Consider the following 17,419-nt stretch of genomic DNA (forward strand, 5'->3'; position numbering starts at 1 on the left):
GGTCAGCGCCCGGTGAACGCGCGGGCGTTCTCCTGAGCCCACTGGCGGAAGGTGCGGGCGGGCCGGCCGAGGAGCGTCTCCGTGGTGTCGGCGATGGCGGCGGGACGGTGGTCGGCGGCTTCCCACAGGTCGAGCAGTGAGGAAGCCATCGGCGCGGGCAGGTAACCGCTCATCTGCCGCTCGGCCTCGGGGCGGCTGATCTGCTCGACCGGAATCTCACGGCCGAGGACGTCGGCGAGGACGGCGAGCTGCTCACGGAAGGAAAGTGACTCGGGACCGGTCAGGGTGAGCGAGCGGCCGGTGAGGCCGTCACCGGTCAGGGCCTCGGCGGCGATGTCGGCGATGTCCTCGGGGTGGATCAGCGCAAGGTGCGCGTCGGGATAGGCGAGCTGGACGGGCAGCGACCGGCCGATGGACTGCGCCCAACCGAAGGAGTTGCTCGCGAAGGCATCGGGGCGCAGGAACGTGTGGGCGAGGGTGGAGTCCGCCAAGGCTCGCTCGATCTTGAGGCTGTGGCTCGCGAGCGGGTCGTTCTCGGCGTCGGGTCCGAGGACCGAGGACGAGGAGAGCAGGACGACGTGCTCCACGCCCGCGGCTTCGGCGGCCTTCACGAAGTCATGGATGCCGGCGGGTTCGGGGTAGAGGAAGACCCGGCGCACCCCGCTGAGCGCCGCGGCGAAAGTCTCGGACCGGTCGAGGGCGAGTTCGGCGGTCTCGACACCGGCCGGGACGGTCAGTTCGGCGGGCTGGGCGCTGGCGGCACGGACGGTGAGGCCGGCGGCGTGCAGGCGGGCGATGACCGCCTGACCGACCTGGCCGCGGGCGCCGGTGATGAGGATGGTCACGAGGTCTCCATTCGTCGGGGGTTTGGGTACGTCGGGTATGTACGCTTACGTGTAGGTAATTTCGTACGGAAAGTCTGGTTCCCCACAGGGGCATTCGGCCGGTCCGCCGGATGCCGTGGGATCAGCCGGTACGGGCGCGGAGCACGACGCGGGCCCCTCGTCCGAGCAGGCGGGGCAGTTCGCGGTCGCGGACGAAGAAGTGGCCGCCCGGCAGGGTGCGCTGGACGGTGCGGTCGCTGGTCCAGCGTGACCATCCGGCCAGGGTGGCGGCGCTCGCGAGCCGGTCCTCGGCGCCACTGACGGCGAGCAGCGGTACCGCGACCCGGCCGGCGGCGGCGCCGCGCAGGGCCAGGGCGAGGCGCAGGTCGTCCCGGAGCACGGGCAGCACGCAGCGGTGCCAGAGGTCGCCGGGTTCGGCCCCGGGCGGCGCGGCGCCGAATCCGTCGAGCACGCGCAGGAGTTCCGCGTCGGGCAGCTCGGCGCAGCTCGCCAGGACGGCCGGGGTGTCGGGTGGCGGGCATGCGCCGATGGCGAGCAGTGCGGGCCGTGGCAGCCCGGCCTCTTGGAGCGCGTGCGCGACGGTGTAGGCGACGGCGCCGCCGAGGCTGTGGCCGTACAGCACGTACGGCACCTCGGGTGCGTCCGCCACCTGCTCGAACAGTGGCCGCAGGTCGGCGAGCAGTGCCTCGCGGGTGGTCACCCGGGGTTCCCCGGCGCGTCGGTCGCGCCCGGGCAGCGGCCAGGAGATCGTCTCGGCCTCTCCCCCGGTGTACCGGTTCCAGCGCCGGAACGCGGACGACCCGGCCCCGGCGTGTGCGAAGCAGTGCAGTCGTACCTTCATGTGCGCCACCTCTCTGTTGTCCGCCATCCCGCCGCCACCCTCTCGGGGTCTGCCGGGGGTCGGCTCAGGACGGGCTCGGACAGCGGCGTGGTGGGCGGTGGCCCGCGCGGGTTGTGGCGACGCCGCCGCTACGCCGCGTACAGGTCCAAGTTCGACGGACACACGGAAGGCCCTTCGGAGGAACTCCGAGGGGCCGATGTGTACGGGCACGGAAGTGGCCGTGTGGTTCGTCGGCCGGTGATCGGACCGGTCATGCCTGGGTCGGCGCGCCGGTGTTCGCCTCGTCCACCAGGACCGCCAGCAGCGCGGCGATCTCGGTGACCGAGTTCTCGCGCAGCAGGTGGGTGGTGCGGACCGGAATCCGCAACGCGCTCTCCAGCTTGCGCTGCAGCGCAAGGGCCGTGATCGAGTCGACTCCCTGGCTGTAGAGGGGACGCGTCCGGTTGATCCGATGGGCGGGCGGCACGTCCAGCGTGCTCTGGAGCTCCTGGCAGAGGTAGGTCTCCAGCGCACGGCGACGGGCGTCGCCGTCCCCGTCCGTCGAGGAGAGCAGTTGGGGCATGTCGGGAAGGGTCCCCGCCCGGTCCTTCAGGTGTTGGTCCAACGCGTTCGCAGACTTCGCCGCCATGGTCTCATCCCTTCATCGGGTGTGTTGGCTGGTCCTCGGGGCGGGGGCGGGGCTGGGACCGGCGCAGCGCACGCGGTTCGGGTCCCGGCCGCGGCCCGTCGCCCGCCGACCACTTGAGGTTGAACTTCCAAGAGCGCAGCCGCCAGCCGTCGGGGGTGCGCACGGCCTCGCCTTCCGAGTACCCGCCGATGTCGAACCGGCCGCCCGGGTCGGGACCGTCGTGGAGGTGCACGTGCGAGGCGATCAGGTGCACGCGCAGGAGTGCCGCGTCGCCCTTGAGGTCGATGCCGTAGTTGGCGGCCAGGTGGTGCGTACGGTCGAACTTGGCCTTCTTCTCGAAGTGGAAGCGGGCCAGTCCGTCCAGTCCCTCGAATCGGCCGACGGGGAACTCCAGCCGGCAGTCCTCGGTGAAGACCGATCGGGTCCAGGCGTCGTCGAAACCGTAGTCGTCCTGCGTGTCGAGCAGCGTGACGTAGCGGTCGACGAGCGCGACGATCTCGGCTCGGTCGGTCAGCACACGCACCTGTGCGCGCAGCTCGGCGACCTCCTCGTCGGTCACGGTCATCTGTTCTCTTCCTCCTGTTCCGGTGGGGCTCGGCAGCGGACGCGGGATCGGGGCGCGGGGCGTCACCGGGGAGCTCGGGCGCTCAGGCGGCCCGGCCGCCGGAGACCTGCCAGCCGCGCGGATCGCGGTGGGCCGTGCCCCGGTGGTCGGGGCGGGGGCGCCAGCCCGCCGCGGGCTTGCCTTCCTGGAGCCCGGGGCCCGTCGCGGCGAGGGCCGCGGCGCGGGCGAGCAGCACGGTGGTGAGGGCGGCGATGTCCAGGGCGGTGGCCTTCCCCTTCACGACACGGATGACCAGTGCCGTGTCCTCGGAGGTCGGGGTGGACGCGTCGGCGGCCGGCGCGGACGCCGTGGGCACGTCCGCGGCACGCACGGTGGCCCCGCTCACTGGGGCGGGTTCCCGTGCTTGCGGCACACCATGTCGGCGTGCTTGTTGCGCAGCATCGCCAGGGACCGGATCAGCACGTGCCGGGACTCGCGGGGGTCGATTACGTCGTCGACGAGTCCGCGCTCGGCCGCGTAATAGGGGTGCATCAGCTCGGCCTGGTACTCCTTGATCTTTTGCTGGCGCACCGCCTCGGGGTCCTCGGCCGCGTTGATCTCGCGGCGGAAGATGACGTTCGCGGCGCCCTCGGCGCCCATCACCGCGATCTCGTTGGACGGCCAGGCCAGCGCGAGGTCCGCGCCGATGGAGCGGGAGTCCATGACGATGTACGCGCCTCCGTACGCCTTGCGGAGCACGAGGGAGATCCGCGGCACCGTCGCGTTGCAGTACGCGTAGAGCAGCTTGGCGCCACGCCGGATGATGCCGTTGTGCTCCTGGTCGACGCCCGGCAGGAACCCGGGGACGTCGATCAGGGTGACCAGCGGGATGTTGAAGGCGTCGCAGAACTGGACGAAGCGGGCGGCCTTCTCGCTCGCGTCGATGTCGAGCACGCCGGCGAAGGAGGCGGGCTGGTTGGCGACGATGCCGACGACCTCGCCGTCGAGGCGGGACAGCGCGCAGACGATGTTGGTCGCCCACGCCGGGTGGATCTCGAAGAACTCGCCGTCGTCGACGATCTCCTCGATGACGCCGCGGATGTCGTAGACCCGGCTCGGGTCGTCCGGGACCAGTTCGAGCAGCCGCTCGGTCCGCCGGTCGGCCGCGTCGCCGCCCTTGGCGGACGGCGGCAGCTCGCGGTTGTTCGCGGGCAGCATCGAGAGCAGGAAGCGGACGTCCTCCATGCAGCTGTACACGTCGTCGTACGCGAAGTGCGCGACGCCCGAGGTGGCCGCGTGGACGTCGGCGCCGCCGAGCCCGTTCTGGGTGATCTCCTCGCCGGTCACCGCGCGGACCACGTCCGGGCCGGTGATGAACATCTGCGAGATGTCGCGGACCATGAAGACGAAGTCCGTGAGGGCCGGGGAGTACGCGGCGCCGCCGGCGCAGGGGCCCAGCATGACGGAGATCTGCGGGATGACGCCCGATGCCTTGGTGTTGCGCTGGAAGATGCCGCCGTACCCGGCGAGGGCGGAGACGCCCTCCTGGATGCGGGCGCCCGCGCCGTCGTTCAGGGAGACCAGGGGGGCACCGGCCGCGATGGCCATGTCCATGATCTTGTGGATCTTCGTGGCGTGGGCCTCGCCCAGCGCGCCGCCGAAGATCCGGAAGTCGTGGGCGTAGACGAAGACCGTACGGCCCTCGACGGTGCCCCAGCCGGTGATGACGCCGTCCGTGTAGGGTCTCTTGTCCTCCAGGCCGAAGCCGCTCGCCCGGTGCCGGCGCAGCTGCTCGACCTCGTTGAAGGAGCCCTCGTCGAGCAGCAGCGCGATGCGCTCGTGCGCGGTCAGCTTGCCCTTGGCGTGCTGGCGCTCGGTCGCCTTCGGGTCGGGTCCGCGGCGGGCCTCGTCCTTGATCAGGCCGAGTTCTTCCAGCCGTTCGTGCGAGGTCCAGTGTCCCCGGTGCTCACGCTCGGAGAGGTCGGACCAGGCCTGGATCTTCGTCTTCTCGTCGGTCGACATAAGTGGGTCACGCTCCCGAATCAAGTTCCTTGGGTCGTTCTGTCACCGGCGCGATGTGCACGGTGGCGCCGGTATGGGGGCACCGGCGGGCATCCGGCGGGCTCGGCCGCGCTGTCGGCCCGCGGCAGCGGCTGGGGGTTCACGTCGACCCGGAGGGCGGCCTCCATCCGACTCCGGAACTCCAGGGCCTGACGCACGTACTGGCCGGACGGTTCAGCGGCGTCGCGCCGTCACCCCGGTGACGCCGACGAGCAGCCCGAGCGCTCCGATCGCCGTCACCAGGACCAGCGCGGGCCGGCACGCCGCGAAGGACTCGGCGGCCGAGGCCCCGGGGACCGCTTCGTGGCCGGCGAGCAGGGCGGCGACCAGCGACAGCACCAAGGCCGCGCCCATCTGGACGGCGGTCTGGTACAGACCGGTGGCCGCCCCCCGTTCGGCGGGCGCCAGCTGCGAGGTCGCCTGCATGTTGAGCGCGGCGAAGGACAGCACGAAACCCGCCCCCACCAGCAGCAGGGTGGGCAGCAGACTCTCCGCGTAGCCGACCGGCCACGTCTGACGCAGTTGCAGCACGTAGCCGACCAGGGGCAGGAGCGCGCCGGCCGCGATCAGCCGGGGCGCGCCGTAGCGCGCGACGATCCGCCCGGACAGCAGCGCGGTCACCATGAGCGGCGCCGCGGCCGGTACGAAGGCGAGCGCCGTGCGCAGCGGTGACCAGCCCGCGAGGGTCTGGAGCTGGTAGGTGGCGACGAACAGCAGCCCCAGGTACGAGCCGTTGAGGGCGGCTGCGCCGAGCGCCGAGCGCACCATCGCGGCGTTGCGGAACGCCTCGAACCGCACCAGCGGATCCGCGGTGCGGCGTTCCACCACGACGAACGACGCGAGCAACGCCGCGGCGACGCACAGCATCCCCGAGGAACGCGGATCGGCCCATCCGTGCACCGGCACCGCGACGATGCCCTGCACCAGAGCGAGCAGCCCACCCAGGAAGGTGGCCGCGCCCGCCAGGTCGTGGCCGCGGGGGACGGCCCCGCCCGGCGGCGTCGTGTCCGGTGTCGGGCCGGGGATCAACCGCAGTCCGAGCAGGAACAGGACGAGCACCACCGGGGCCGGGAAGGCGAAGGTGAGCCGCCAGCTGAATCCGGTGAGCCAGCCGGACAGCAGGAGACCCGCGGTGAAACCGCTGGCCCCGAAGAGGGTGTAGACGGACAGCGCCCGGTCGCGGGGCGGCCCTTCGGGGAAGGTGGTGGAGATGATGGCGAGCCCGGTGGGCGCGGTCAGCGCCGCGCAGAAGCCCTTCACCAGCCGGGTCGCGACGAGCAACCAGGGATCCTCGGCCAGTGCGCCGACCAGGGACGCCGCGGCGAAGCCGAGGAGGGCGGCGAGATAGACCCGGCGCCGTCCCAGCAGTGCGACGATGCGGGCGCCGAACAGCATGAGCCCACCGAAGCCGACGGCGAAGCCCGTCATCATCCACTGCACGGTGGTCAGCCGCAGTGAGAGGTCCGTGGCGATCGAGGGCAGTGCCACGACCGCCACGGACACTTCGAGTGCGTCGATGAGCATGTTGCCCGCGAGGACGAACAGCAGCCCCCACAGCCTGAGGCTCCACCGCTCGACGGGCACCGGGGTGACGGTCTGCGGCGGGCGAAATGAGCTCTTCACGGTGCTGCGCTCCAGCTCGTGGGGGTTGTCGTACGGGGCCTCGTGCCGCGCGGGGGACGAGCCCGCGGCGGGTGGCGCGCCGGCGGACGGCAGTCAGCCGAGCAGCGTGCCGCCGCTCGCGTCGACGAACGAGCCGGTCACCCAGCGCGCGTCGTCGGAGGCGAGGAACGCGATGACGTCGGCGACGTCCTGCGGTTCACCGATCCGGTTGAAGGTCGACAGGCCCGACATGGCCTCGACGGCCTCCGGGATGTCGAACAGCGGGTTGCCGTTGCGGGTGATACCCGGCGCCACCGAGTTGATGGTGATGTTGCGGGGGCCGAGGTACTTCGCGTAGTGCAGCGCGAGCATCTCGACCGCGCCCTTCGTCATGGCGTACGCGATCTCGTCCGGGTTGGCGAAGCGGGTCAGCCCGGAGGAGATGTTGATGATCCGGCCGCCGTCGGGGATGTTCGTGAGCGCCCGCTGGATGATGAAGAACGGGGCCTTGGCGTTGACCGCGACAAGGCGGTCGAACTGCTCGGGGGTGGTGTCCTCGGGCTTGACCCCGCCCATCACACCCGCGTTGTTGACGAGGATGTTCAACTCGGTGGAGCCGGTGCGCTCCTTGAGGCCCTGCTCCAGTCCGAGGAACAGCTCGTGCACGTCGCCCGGTACGCCCAGTTCGGCCTGGACGGCGAAGGCGCGCCCGCCCTCCTGCTCGATCCCGGCGACGACCTCGGCCGCGGCGTCCGCGCCGGTCGCGTAGTGGACGGCGACGAGCGCGCCCTCGCGTGCCAGCCGTTCGGCGGTGGCCCGCCCCATTCCCCGGCTCGCGCCCGTGACGAGCGCCGTCTTGCCGGTCAGGTTGCCCATGTTCCTTCTCCTGCCGTTGTGTTGGTCGTACGAGTGGTGCGGCGCGGTGCGCGCGGTGGCGGGCGCGGTACTGCTCCCGGCCGTACGGGCCGGCCGGCCTGCCCCGTCCTGCCGGGCCCGCTCGCTCTGCGCGTCGGTGACGAAGAGGCGGCCGAGTTCGGCCGCCAGGCCCCGCGCCGAGTCGCCGGCCCAGGCGACGTAGCCGTCGGGCCGGACCAGCAGGGCGGCGACGCCCGAGAGCGGGCCGTCCGTCGGGGGCGCGGCGGTGACGGTGTCCAGCGTGCGCTCCCACGGGGCGGCGGCCTCGGCCAGTTCCTCCCGCAGCGCGCCGTCGTCGGTCAGCACGAGCAGCACCCCGCGCGCCGCGCGCAGCAGCGCGAGGGTGCTGACGGGACGGGGTCCCTCGCCGGCGGCGGTGGGGTGCGCGGGCCGTTTTGGGAGCAGGTGCGCGTGCGGCAGCCGCGCACCGGCCAGGGGGTGGCGGCCGGGTTCCGGACCGGCGGCGGTATCCGCGAGCGGATGGCCGGCGCCGGCCCCGGCGGCCGTGGCGGCGTAGCGGATGTCGAGACCGCTGATCATGCCCGCCAGGTGGGTGCGTACGTTCTCGTGGGCGATCAGCTCGCCCATGACCGCCCGCAGTGACTCCGTCTCCGGGCCGCCCAGCAGGAGCCGGGCCTGGGCCCGGATGTTGGACAGCACCCGGCGGCCGACGCCGTGGCGTTCGTGGTGGTAGGAGTCGAGTAGGCCGCCGGGCGAGCGCCCGGTGGCGGAGGCCGCGAGTTTCCAGCCGAGGTTGGCCGCGTCCTGCAGACCCAGGTTCAGGGCTTGACCGCCGATCGGCATCTGCTGGTGCGCCGCGTCCCCGGCGAGCAGCACCCGCCTGTCGCGGTAGCGCACGACCTGCCGGGAGGCGTCGCCGAAGGCGTTGACCCACAGGGGGGTGCCGTGGGAGATGTCCTCGCCGGTGACGTGGTGCCATGCCGTGGTGATGTCGTCGAAGTCGGCGGCTCCGGCGCGCGGCGGACGGCCGATCTGGTGGACCATCACGCGGGTGACGCCGTCGCCGCGGCGGGCGGCGATGGCCAGGCCGCCCGGGAGCCGCTCGAAGCGGCGGTTCCTGATCTCGATGCCGTCGATGTCGGCCCGGATCAGCTCCCGTTCGGCGGACTCGCCGGGGAAGTCGAATCCGCCCAGGCGCCGAACGGCGGACTGTTCGCCGTCGCAGCCGACGGCGTAGCGGGCGGTGACCCGGATCGGCCCGGCGGGGCCCACCGCCTCGACCTCGACGTGGTAGGGGTGCTGGCTGATGCCCGTGACCTCGTGCCCGCGGCGCAGCTCGGCGCCCAGGGCCAGGGCCCGGGCGCCCAGCAGTTCCTCGGTGCGGACCTGGGGCACCTTCCACTGTCCCGGGTAGGGACCGGGCAGGCTCAGGTCCAGGGGTATGCCGCCGAAGTGCCCCATGGGTTCGTGCGGCGGAGTACCGAGCTCCGCGAGTAGCCCGCGCTGGTCGAGGAGTTCCATGGTGCGGGCGTGGAGGGTGGAGGCGCGGGACTCCGTGGTGGGGGCGTCCCGCTGCTCCAGGACGATGACGTCGGCGCCGCCGAGCCTCAGCTCGACGGCGAGCATCAGCCCCACCGGTCCGGCGCCGACCACGATGACATGGGTGTCAACGGCGGGTGCGACGGGCACGGGGTCAGCGCCTCGCTTCGGCGTAGCTCTTGGCGTAACCCAGCGTCGCCCGGCTGTTGGTGCTCAGGGCCGTCTGTACGTACTCGCGGGCCTCGGCGACGCCTGCGTCCGGTCCGAGGATCTTCTCGATGTTCTCGGCCCGCAGTACGACGGTGTGCTGGGAGGACGCGGCGACACCGGTGTCGGTCTCGCGGAAGGTCCAGTAGCCGGTGTGCAGGTTCATCAGCGCGGGCAGCGTGGTTTGCTTGTAGGCGATCTTCTCGCCTTCCAGGCAGACCCGGTACGACTTCGTGGTGTGCACGGAGCCGTCCTTGGCGCGGGTGTCCATCTCCAAGGTCTGGAGTCCGGGCACGTCCTCGGTGAGGCGGACGACCGCGACGTGCGGCAGGCGCTCGGACCACAGGCCGGCCTCGTTGATGAAGTCGTACACGTCCTTGGCGGACCCGTCTATCTCCACGGTGTCCTCGAAGGAGAAGGTGAGCTCCTCGGAGGCGGTGGCGAGTTCGACGTTGGTCTTGAGGGCGGCCAGTTCGGAGCGCGAGTTGCGGTCGACGGCCTCCTCGATCCACCGCAGGCCCGCGGGGTCGTCGTCGACGGCCGTGTAGTCGTGCAGCAGCCGGATCCGGGACTCGTTCTCGCCGATCGGCTCGATGATCCAGGTGCCGCCCATGGTGGCCACCGGCGGGGTGGACACCTGCTGGCGGAAGGTGATCCGAAGGCCCTCGGGGTCCAGGACGCGGCGGGAGGTCCAGTTCTTGGCCTCGCCGTTGGCCGTGGCCCAGATCCGGATGAGTTCCTCGTCGCCCGTGCGCTCCAGGTGGTCGACGTAGATGGTCGGCGGGAAGATGCGCGGCCAGTTCGCCACGTCGGCGATCAGTCGGTAGACGGCGGCGGCGGGGGCCGAGACCGTGATCTCGTGCTCCACCTCGCGCGGGCCGGACTCAGACATGCTGGGGGCTCCTTGGGGTCTCAGGGGTGATCAGAAGTTGCCGAGGCCGCCGCAGACGTTGAGCGCCTGTGCGGTGATGGAGGCGGCGGTGTCGGAGGCGAGGTAGCCGACCAGGCCGGCGACCTCTTCGGGGGTGGAGTAGCGGCCGAGCGGGATCTTGGAGGTGAACTTCTGCATGATCGCGTCTTCGGAGGTGTCGTACGCCGCCGCGTAGCCGGCCCGCACGCGCTGGGCCATCGGCGTCTCGACGTACCCGGGGCAGACCGCGTTGACGGTGATCCCGGTCGGGGCCAGCTCGTTGCCCAGGGCCTTGGTGAAGCCGACGACGCCGTGCTTGGAGGCGGAGTACGGGGCGCCGAGGACGACACCCTGCTTACCGGCGGTGGAGGCGATGTTGATGATCCGGCCGCGGTCCTTGTGGCGCATCCCACCGGTGGTGAGGGCGGCACGGGTGAGGCGGAAGACGCTGTTGAGGTTCGTCTCGATGACGTCGTTCCACAGGTCGTCCTCGATGTCGGCGGTGACGCCGCCGCCGCTGCGGCCGGCGTTGTTCACCAGGACGTCGACTGTGCCGAACCGGTCCACGGCGGCCTGGACGAACGACTCGACCGCTTCCGGGTCGCGCACGTCGAGGGTGGTGCCGTCGACCTCCAGGCCCTCCTCCCGCAGCTGCTTGACGGTGGCGGCGACGTTCTCGGCGTCACGGGCACCGATGAACACGCGGTGGCCCTGACCGGCCAGCAGTCGTGCCACCGCGAGGCCGATTCCGCTGGTGGCCCCGGATACGAGGGCGACCCGCTGGTCGTTGTTGGACATGTGTACTACTCCCCTTGGCTGAGCGACGTGGGACCGGAGGGACCTGCCGACGCGTACCGGCCGTCGGCCGCGGAGGTCTCCGCGGCCGACGGCCGGAGGTTCGTGCGGGCTCGGGTTCCTGTGTGGTGAGAGATGTGGCGAGGCTGCGGTGCTGCCTGTTTCGAGGGAATCAGGCCGCGACCGGGGCGACGGGCGCGAGGTGTTCGTTGACCGCCGCGACCAGGGCGCGGGGCGTCTTGGCCTCGCCCATCACGGAGTCGTCGAGCGTGATGGAGTACTCGCGCTCGATCCGGCCGCAGGTCTCCAGCAGGGCCAGCGACTCGTAACCGAGGTCTTCGAACTCGGTGTCGAGGATGTCGCCGTTCAGGTCGACGTTCTCGTCGGCGCCGGCGCCTTCGAGCAGGATCCGCTTGAGGTCCTCAAGTGTGAAGTGCTGAGCCACGTGTCGGGCCTTTCTCTCGGTGTCTCGTGATGGATCGCCCGTGCGGGTGCGCGCGGGCGAAACGCCCGCCACCGCGCACCCGGCCGGAGAGCGGGGTGCGGGGCGGCAGGCGCCGTCTGAGGTGCCGGATCGTCGTCGGCTAGCCGTGGGCGCGGACGACCACGGCGGAGTTGAATCCGGCGTGGCCGCGGGCGAGCACCAGGGCGGTGCGGACGTCGACGACCCGTGCCTGGCCGGTGACCAGGTCGAGGTCGTAGCCAGGGTCCGGCGCGACGTTGGTGGTCGCCGGGATCAGGCCGTCCCCGATGGCGAGGAGCGCGGTGGCGACGTCCAGCGGCGCGGCGCCGGAGTACAGGCGGCCGGTCATCGTCTTGGGCGCGGTGACCGGGACGCCGTGCGGGCCGAACACGTCGGTGAGCGCCGCGGCCTCGATCCGGTCGAGTTCCGGCACCGCGGCGGCGTCGGCGAAGACGACGTCGATGTCGCCCGCCTCGACGTCCGCGTCGGCCAGGGCGATCTCGATCGCCTTGCGCAGGCCGGGGGCGCGCTCGCTGCCGGGGGCCGGATCGAAGGTGGAGCCGTAGCCGGCGATCTCGCCGTACACCTTGGCGCCTCGGCGGCGGGCCGCGTCGGCGTCCTCCAGGATCAGCATCGCGCCCCCCTCGCCGGGGACGTGACCGGCCGCGTGGGTGTCGAAGGGCAGGTAGGCGCGGTCCGCGTCCTCGACGGTGGAGAGCCGACCGCCGGCGAGCTGGGCGACCCATCCCCAGGTGCAGATCGAGGCGTCGATGCTGCCGGAGACGATGAGCGGGGTGCCCTTGCGGATCTGGCGCCGGGCGTGGGCGAGGGCGTCGAGGCCGCCCGCCTGGTCGCTGACCAGGACGCCGCTGGGTCCCTTCATGCCGTTGCGGATGGAGATCTGGCCGCTGTTGACGGCGTAGAACCACGCGAACGACTGGTAGGCGCTGACGAACTGGCTGCCCTGGCTCCACAGCTTCTGCAGCTCGCCCTGGCCGAACTCGAAGCCGCCGGAGGAACTGGCGGTAACCACGCCCATGTCGTACTCGGGCAGCTCGGCGGGCGTGATGCCGGCGTCCTCCAGCGCCCAGTCGGTGGCCACCAGCGCGAGGCGGGTCATGTGGTCGGTCTGGGTCAGCAGCCGGCTGGGCAGATGCTCGGAGGCGTTGAAGCCGGGTACCTCACCGGCCAGCCGGGCCGGGTACCGGGTGGGATCGAAGCGGGTGATGCGGCCGATGCCGCTCTTGCCGACCCGGGTCGCCGCCCAGTAGTCCTCGGTGCCGAGCCCGTTCGGGGCGGCGATGCCCAGTCCGGTCACGACCACCTTTTGTGTCGTGCTCATGCCAATCCTCTCTCCGGTCGGGCGAGCACCATCGCGCTTTGGAACCCACCGAACCCACTGCCGACCGTCAAAACCGTGTCCGTCTTCCACTCACGCGCCGTCAGGGGCACGTAGTCGAGGTCGCACTCGGGGTCGGGGGTGTGCAGATTCGCCGTCGGAGGCACGACGTTGTTCTCCATGGCCAGCACGGACGCCGCGATCTCGATCGAGCCGATCGCGCCCAGCGAGTGCCCCACCATCGACTTGATGGAGGAGACCGGGGTCCGGTACGCGTGGTCGCCCAGGCTCTTCTTGAAGGCAGCCGTCTCGTGCCGGTCGTTCTGCTTGGTGCCCGAGCCGTGCGCGTTGATGTAGTCGATGCTTTCGGCGTTCAGCCGGGCCTCGCCCATCGCCACCGAGATGGCCTCGGCCATCTCCAGACCGTCCGGGCGCAGGCCCGTCATGTGGAAGGCGTTGCACCGCGAGGCGTAGCCCGCGATCTCCGCGTAGATGTGCGCGCCGCGCTTCTTCGCGCTCTCCAACTCCTCCAGCACGAACACGGCGGAACCCTCGCCCAGCACGAAGCCGTTGCGGGTCCCGTCGAACGGCCGCGAGGCGTGCTCGGGGTCGTCGTTGCGCGGGGTCGTGGCCTTGATCGCGTCGAAGCAGGCGAGCGTGATCGGGGAGATCGGCGCGTCCGAGGCACCCGCGACCATCACGTCGGCGGAGCCCTCGCGGATCAGCTCGACCGCGTGGCCGACCGAGTCCAGGCCCGAGGTGCAGCCGGTGGAGACCACCGTCGAGGGACCTTCGGCGCCCACCGCCCACGCGACCTCGGCCGCGAACGAGCTGGGCACGAGGTAGTTGTAGAGGTGGGGGACCGCGTACTCGTGGTCGACGAGATCCAGCCGGCCGCCGTCGCTGACCACCCGGTATTCCTCGTCGAGGCCCATGGTCGCGCCGACCGCGCTGCCGATCGTGACGCCCGTCCGGTACGGGTCGAGCCCGCTCAGGTCGAGACCGCTGTCCGCGACCGCCTCACGGGCGGTGACGACGGCCAACTGGGCGGCCCGGTCCATCCGGCGGATCTCCTGTGGGCCCAGACCGTGCGCTTCGGGATCGAAGTCGATCTCGGCCGCGACCCGGGAGCGGAACGAGGACGGGTCGAAGAAGGTGATCCCGCGGGTCGCCGTGCGCCCCTCGCTGAGCAGGCTCCAGAAGTTCTTGGCACCGACGCCGCCGGGAGCGGTGACCCCGACGCCCGTGATGACCACGCGCCTGGCGCTCATGCGCGGCCGTCCCAGTCGTAGAAGCGGGTGGCGAGCGCGTCGGCGGGAGAGCGCCAGGTCGCCGGGTCGTACGCCTCGATGAACGGCTTGAGGTCCTCGCTGATCCGCTGGAAGCGCGGGTCCGACTTGGCGCCCTCGATCAGCTCACCGCCGTTGTCGGTGTCGAAGTCCTGGAGGTGGAAGTAGAGGCCGCGGTAGGCGAAGAGTTGGCGGCGCCGGGTGCCCATCAGGTGCGGCATCTCGGTCTCGTCGAACTCCTTGAACAGCCGGGCCACCTCACTTTGGTTGCCCGAAGCCATTCTGGCGACGATCAACGAGCTGTGCATGTTCGTGTCTCCTTCAGCGGTACGCAGGCTTGCCTGGGGAAGTCGTGACGCAAGGGGGGCCAATGTCGCGGGAGACTTTGGCGAAACGTTTCAGCGTGCGGGGCCGAACCAGCGCTCCAGAGCCATCGGCAGGTCGGCGTGGCTACCGGGCGCCGCCCACGCCACGTACCCGTCGGGGCGCAGGAGTACGGCCGTGGTGCCCTCCAGGGGGCTGCCCGCGGGCAGGTCGGCCGCGGCGGCCGTGATCACGTCGACCCGGTCCTGCCAGGGGGTGGCGCGGCGGCGCAGCCCGGCGTTGTCGCTCAGGTCGAGCAGGACACCGCGGGCGCGCTGGAGCGCGTCCGTGCTGCTGTGCACCAGCTTGTCGCCGGTCAGCCTCACGTCCGGCAACCGCCGGCCGAGCAGCGGGTGGGAGCCGCCGTCGATGTCGTAGCGGATCTCCAGACCGCTCACCATGGCGGCGAAGTGCCGGCTGACCTCCGGGTAGGCGATGAGCTCGTTCAGCACGTCGCGCAGCGGCTGCACCTCGGCGCCGGACAGGAACAGCAGGCCCTGGGCCCGCGTGTTCATCATCAGCCGTTGGCCGACCGGGTGCCGTTCGGCGTGGTAGGTGTCGAGCAGCGCCTCGGGGGCCCGACCGCGGACCACCGCGCCGAGCTTCCAGCCGAGGTTGACCGCGTCCTGGATGCTGGTGTTCATGCCCTGGCCGCCTGCCGGCAGGTGGATGTGGGCGGAGTCGCCCGCGAGCAGGACCCGGCCGCGCCGGTACTCGGTGACCAGACGGGTGGCGTCTCCGAAGGAGGAGACCCATACCGGCTCGGCGTGCGAGATGTCGTCTCCGGTCAGCCGCTGCCAGGCGTCGGCGACCTCCTGCCAGGTCGGCGGGGTCTCGCGGCGCTGCGGCGGGGTACCGCGCTCGCAGACGATGAGTCGGGTGACGCCGCCCGGAAGCGGGCCGACCATGACCATGCCGCCGGGCAGCGTCTCACCGATCATCCGCGGCGGGAGGCTGATGCCCTTGACGTCCGCGAGGAACATCTCCAGCGTCGAGGCGGTGCCGGGGAAGTCGAAGCCGGCCGCCTTGCGGATGGTGGAGCGACCGCCGTCACAGCCCACCAGGTAGTCGGCGCGCAGCGTGTGCACCCCCGACGGCCCGCGGACCTCGACCTCGACGCTGTCCTCCTTCTCGGTCAGGGACAGCACCTCGCAGCTGCGCCGGATGTCGGCGCCCAACTGCGTGGCCCACTCCTCCAACACCGTCTCGGTGGCCGACTGGGGGATCGTCTTGGCGGCCTGGTGGGCCCCGTCGAGAACGGCGAAGTCGACCGGTAGACCCCCGAAGTGGCCCACGTTGCTGACCTCGATGTCCCCGAACCGGGGCAGCAGGCCCCGCTGGTCGAAGATCTCCATGGTCCGTGCGGTGAAACCGAGGCCGCGTGACTCACCGGTACGCGCCGCCAGTTTCTCCAAGACGATGACGTCGGCCCCCGCCAGCCGCAGTTCACCGGCGAGCATCATGCCCGCCGGTCCTGCGCCCACGACGATCACTTGTGCGTCCATGTCTCTCCTCGCATGCGAAACCCGCCCTTCAGGCGGGGAAGGACGGGTCTTTTTGCAGGGTGGTGGGGCGGTGAAGCCGCCCCACCGAAGGTCACCGGTAGAACCGGACGATCCCCTGGTTCGCCGTGTGGGCGGCGGCCGCGTACCGGGGGTCCGGGGCGATCGTGTGGTGGCGTACGGCCACTTCGGCGAGCTTGATGGCGTGCTCGTCACCGATCGCGGCCGCGGTGGCGAACACCTCCTCGACCGGGGGCGCGACGAATTCGGCCCCGTCGGTCCCCTCGACGGGGGCAGCACCGAACCAGCCGAGCATGGCCCGGCTGACGTCACGTGCGACCAGGTACGAGGGCTGGCGCTGGGACTCGGGCAGGTGCTCGATGACGAGCCGGACCGCGGCCGGCCCGGTGACCGCGTGGATCAGGGGGATGGGGTGGCGCTGGGCAACGGTCGCGTAGATGCCGGAGTACTCGGCGACCAGGTCGTCCAGCGCCCGCGCGGCGCGGGCCGGCTCGTCCCCGGTCGGGTCCGGGTCGATCGGGGGCGCGTCCTCACCGGCCGTGGCCTTGCCCGCGTGGCCCGAGAACCGCGAGGCCCAGTAGCCGAGTCCCTGGGCGAGTTCGTCGAGCTGGAGCCGGTTGTCGGGCCCCGCCCCGACCACGGCGCGCACCGCGTGCGCGGTGCGGATCACGCCGTGGGTGAGGACTCCCGACATGCCCGGCAGCAGCCGGGGCCACCATCGGGCCAGAACCTCTTTCCACGCGTCGTCGGCGAGTTCACGCTCGAACATCGCGGTCCAGTCGGCCACCCGGCTGAAGTCACCGAGCGCCGCCCCCCAGTCGTCGCGGTCGGTGGGATCGATCGTCCAGCGGGTCTCGGGCACGTCGTGGTAGGTGCGCACCCGCAGGTTCGACTCGACCCAACCCGGCACCTCGTCGGCGTACCCCATGGCCGCCAGCGCCTCGGCCGCCATCGGCGCGTGGTTGACGAGGGAGGTCCCGTGCTCGAACCCCACCCCCCGTAACCGCTGGAGCGCCTCGCTCATCGCATCGCTGTACGTCAGTGCTGCCAACGTGCATCAGTCCTTGATCTCGCAAATGGTGGCTCCGGAGGTAAGCGCCACCCCCACCACCGCGGCCAGGTCCTTGACGGTCCCGGATCGGTGCGCGTTGAGCGGCTGCTCCATTTTCATGGCCTCAAGGACGACTACCAAGTCTCCTTTTTCCACGAACTGGCCCTCTTCCACGGCCACCTTCACCACCGTCCCCTGCATCGGGGAGGCGAGGACGTCGCCGGAGGCGGCCGGACCGGACCGGCCCGACGAACGTCTGCGCGACGTCCCTCCGACGAGCGCCACGGGCCGGCCGGTCGCCTGCGGGACGCCGAAGGCGGCCGGGAGGGTCACCTCCAGGCGCTGCCCGCCGACCTCGACCACCACCCGCTCGCGGGCGGCCTCGTCGGCGGCGTCCTCGCCCGTGTTGGCGTAGACGGGGATGTCGTTGACGAACTCGGTCTCGATCCAGCGGGTGTGGACCTTGAACGGGGTGCCGTCGGTCGGGGCGAACGCCGGGTCCACCACCACCGCGCGGTGGAACGGGATGGCGGTGGCCATGCC

At 71.6% G+C, this 17,419-nt stretch carries 17 protein-coding genes; all 17 read right to left on the reverse strand.

From position 1 onward, the window contains the following. Window positions 1–2 precede the first annotated feature (2 nt). Complete coding sequence (locus E6R62_RS22765; protein ID WP_136215359.1) at window positions 3–845, reverse strand: NAD(P)H-binding protein; 843 nt, start codon at window positions 843–845, stop codon at window positions 3–5. Between the two features lie 121 nt (window positions 846–966). Next, a complete protein-coding gene (locus E6R62_RS22770) occupies window positions 967–1,713 on the reverse strand; it encodes a thioesterase II family protein (RefSeq protein WP_240801823.1) in 747 nt (248 codons plus the stop codon). A gap of 223 nt (window positions 1,714–1,936) precedes the next feature. Continuing rightward, window positions 1,937–2,314, reverse strand: coding sequence for an acyl carrier protein (locus E6R62_RS22775; RefSeq protein ID WP_136215360.1), 378 nt, complete (start codon window positions 2,312–2,314; stop codon window positions 1,937–1,939). Window positions 2,315–2,318: 4 nt separating this feature from the next. Then, on the reverse strand, window positions 2,319–2,879 hold the full coding sequence (locus E6R62_RS22780; RefSeq protein ID WP_136215361.1) for a nuclear transport factor 2 family protein: 561 nt from the start codon (window positions 2,877–2,879) through the stop codon (window positions 2,319–2,321). A gap of 82 nt (window positions 2,880–2,961) precedes the next feature. Next, on the reverse strand, window positions 2,962–3,264 hold the full coding sequence (locus E6R62_RS22785) for an acyl-CoA carboxylase epsilon subunit (RefSeq protein WP_240801824.1): 303 nt from the start codon (window positions 3,262–3,264) through the stop codon (window positions 2,962–2,964). Beyond that, entirely contained in the window at window positions 3,261–4,880 is a 1,620-nt protein-coding gene (locus E6R62_RS22790; RefSeq protein ID WP_136215362.1) for an acyl-CoA carboxylase subunit beta, read from the reverse strand. The genes E6R62_RS22785 and E6R62_RS22790 overlap by 4 nt, the downstream gene beginning before the upstream one ends. Window positions 4,881–5,093: 213 nt before the next feature. Continuing rightward, window positions 5,094–6,542, reverse strand: coding sequence for an MFS transporter (locus tag E6R62_RS22795; protein WP_240801825.1), 1,449 nt, complete (start codon window positions 6,540–6,542; stop codon window positions 5,094–5,096). Between the two features lie 93 nt (window positions 6,543–6,635). After that, window positions 6,636–9,086, reverse strand: a complete 2,451-nt coding sequence (locus E6R62_RS22800; protein ID WP_276615645.1) for an SDR family oxidoreductase — start codon at window positions 9,084–9,086, stop codon at window positions 6,636–6,638. A 4-nt stretch (window positions 9,087–9,090) separates the two neighbouring features. Further along, window positions 9,091–10,035, reverse strand: a complete 945-nt coding sequence (locus tag E6R62_RS22805; protein ID WP_136215363.1) for an aromatase/cyclase — start codon at window positions 10,033–10,035, stop codon at window positions 9,091–9,093. A gap of 30 nt (window positions 10,036–10,065) precedes the next feature. After that, on the reverse strand, window positions 10,066–10,851 hold the full coding sequence (gene fabG, locus E6R62_RS22810) for a 3-oxoacyl-ACP reductase FabG (protein ID WP_136215364.1): 786 nt from the start codon (window positions 10,849–10,851) through the stop codon (window positions 10,066–10,068). 169 nt (window positions 10,852–11,020) lie between these two features. Beyond that, a complete protein-coding gene (locus E6R62_RS22815) occupies window positions 11,021–11,293 on the reverse strand; it encodes an acyl carrier protein (protein WP_136215365.1) in 273 nt (90 codons plus the stop codon). A gap of 139 nt (window positions 11,294–11,432) precedes the next feature. After that, window positions 11,433–12,653 carry a ketosynthase chain-length factor gene (locus E6R62_RS22820; protein WP_136215366.1) on the reverse strand — a complete coding sequence of 407 codons (1,221 nt, stop codon included), beginning with the start codon at window positions 12,651–12,653 and terminating at the stop codon, window positions 11,433–11,435. Continuing rightward, window positions 12,650–13,921, reverse strand: coding sequence for a beta-ketoacyl synthase (locus tag E6R62_RS22825; RefSeq protein WP_136215367.1), 1,272 nt, complete (start codon window positions 13,919–13,921; stop codon window positions 12,650–12,652). The genes E6R62_RS22820 and E6R62_RS22825 overlap by 4 nt, the downstream gene beginning before the upstream one ends. Next, complete coding sequence (locus E6R62_RS22830; protein ID WP_136215368.1) at window positions 13,918–14,247, reverse strand: TcmI family type II polyketide cyclase; 330 nt, start codon at window positions 14,245–14,247, stop codon at window positions 13,918–13,920. Before E6R62_RS22830 ends, E6R62_RS22825 begins: the two co-directional genes overlap by 4 nt. 90 nt (window positions 14,248–14,337) lie before the next feature. After that, the gene (locus E6R62_RS22835; RefSeq protein WP_136215369.1) at window positions 14,338–15,807 is read right to left on the reverse strand and encodes an FAD-dependent monooxygenase; all 1,470 of its coding nucleotides are present in this window, start codon (window positions 15,805–15,807) and stop codon (window positions 14,338–14,340) included. A 91-nt stretch (window positions 15,808–15,898) separates the two neighbouring features. Continuing rightward, entirely contained in the window at window positions 15,899–16,876 is a 978-nt protein-coding gene (locus tag E6R62_RS22840; RefSeq protein WP_136215370.1) for a questin oxidase family protein, read from the reverse strand. A gap of 6 nt (window positions 16,877–16,882) precedes the next feature. Beyond that, window positions 16,883–17,419: biotin/lipoyl-containing protein (locus tag E6R62_RS22845; RefSeq protein ID WP_136215371.1), on the reverse strand; the 537-nt coding region annotated here is incomplete at its 5' end.

This window comes from Streptomyces sp. A1136 (assembly GCF_004795055.1).
GTDB lineage: Bacteria > Actinomycetota > Actinomycetes > Streptomycetales > Streptomycetaceae > Streptomyces.

What these genes read in the sequence shown, in the direction of transcription:
- E6R62_RS22770 (WP_240801823.1), bottom strand. Translation starts at nt 1,713, where the DNA reads ATGGCGGACAACAGAGAGGTGGCGCACATGAAGGTACGACTGCACTGC.
- E6R62_RS22775 (WP_136215360.1), bottom strand. Translation starts at nt 2,314, where the DNA reads ATGGCGGCGAAGTCTGCGAACGCGTTGGACCAACACCTGAAGGACCGG.
- E6R62_RS22780 (WP_136215361.1), bottom strand. Translation starts at nt 2,879, where the DNA reads ATGACCGTGACCGACGAGGAGGTCGCCGAGCTGCGCGCACAGGTGCGT.
- E6R62_RS22790 (WP_136215362.1), bottom strand. Translation starts at nt 4,880, where the DNA reads ATGTCGACCGACGAGAAGACGAAGATCCAGGCCTGGTCCGACCTCTCC.
- E6R62_RS22805 (WP_136215363.1), bottom strand. Translation starts at nt 10,035, where the DNA reads ATGTCTGAGTCCGGCCCGCGCGAGGTGGAGCACGAGATCACGGTCTCG.
- fabG (WP_136215364.1), bottom strand. Translation starts at nt 10,851, where the DNA reads ATGTCCAACAACGACCAGCGGGTCGCCCTCGTATCCGGGGCCACCAGC.
- E6R62_RS22820 (WP_136215366.1), bottom strand. Translation starts at nt 12,653, where the DNA reads ATGAGCACGACACAAAAGGTGGTCGTGACCGGACTGGGCATCGCCGCC.
- E6R62_RS22825 (WP_136215367.1), bottom strand. Translation starts at nt 13,921, where the DNA reads ATGAGCGCCAGGCGCGTGGTCATCACGGGCGTCGGGGTCACCGCTCCC.
- E6R62_RS22830 (WP_136215368.1), bottom strand. Translation starts at nt 14,247, where the DNA reads ATGCACAGCTCGTTGATCGTCGCCAGAATGGCTTCGGGCAACCAAAGT.
- E6R62_RS22835 (WP_136215369.1), bottom strand. Translation starts at nt 15,807, where the DNA reads ATGGACGCACAAGTGATCGTCGTGGGCGCAGGACCGGCGGGCATGATG.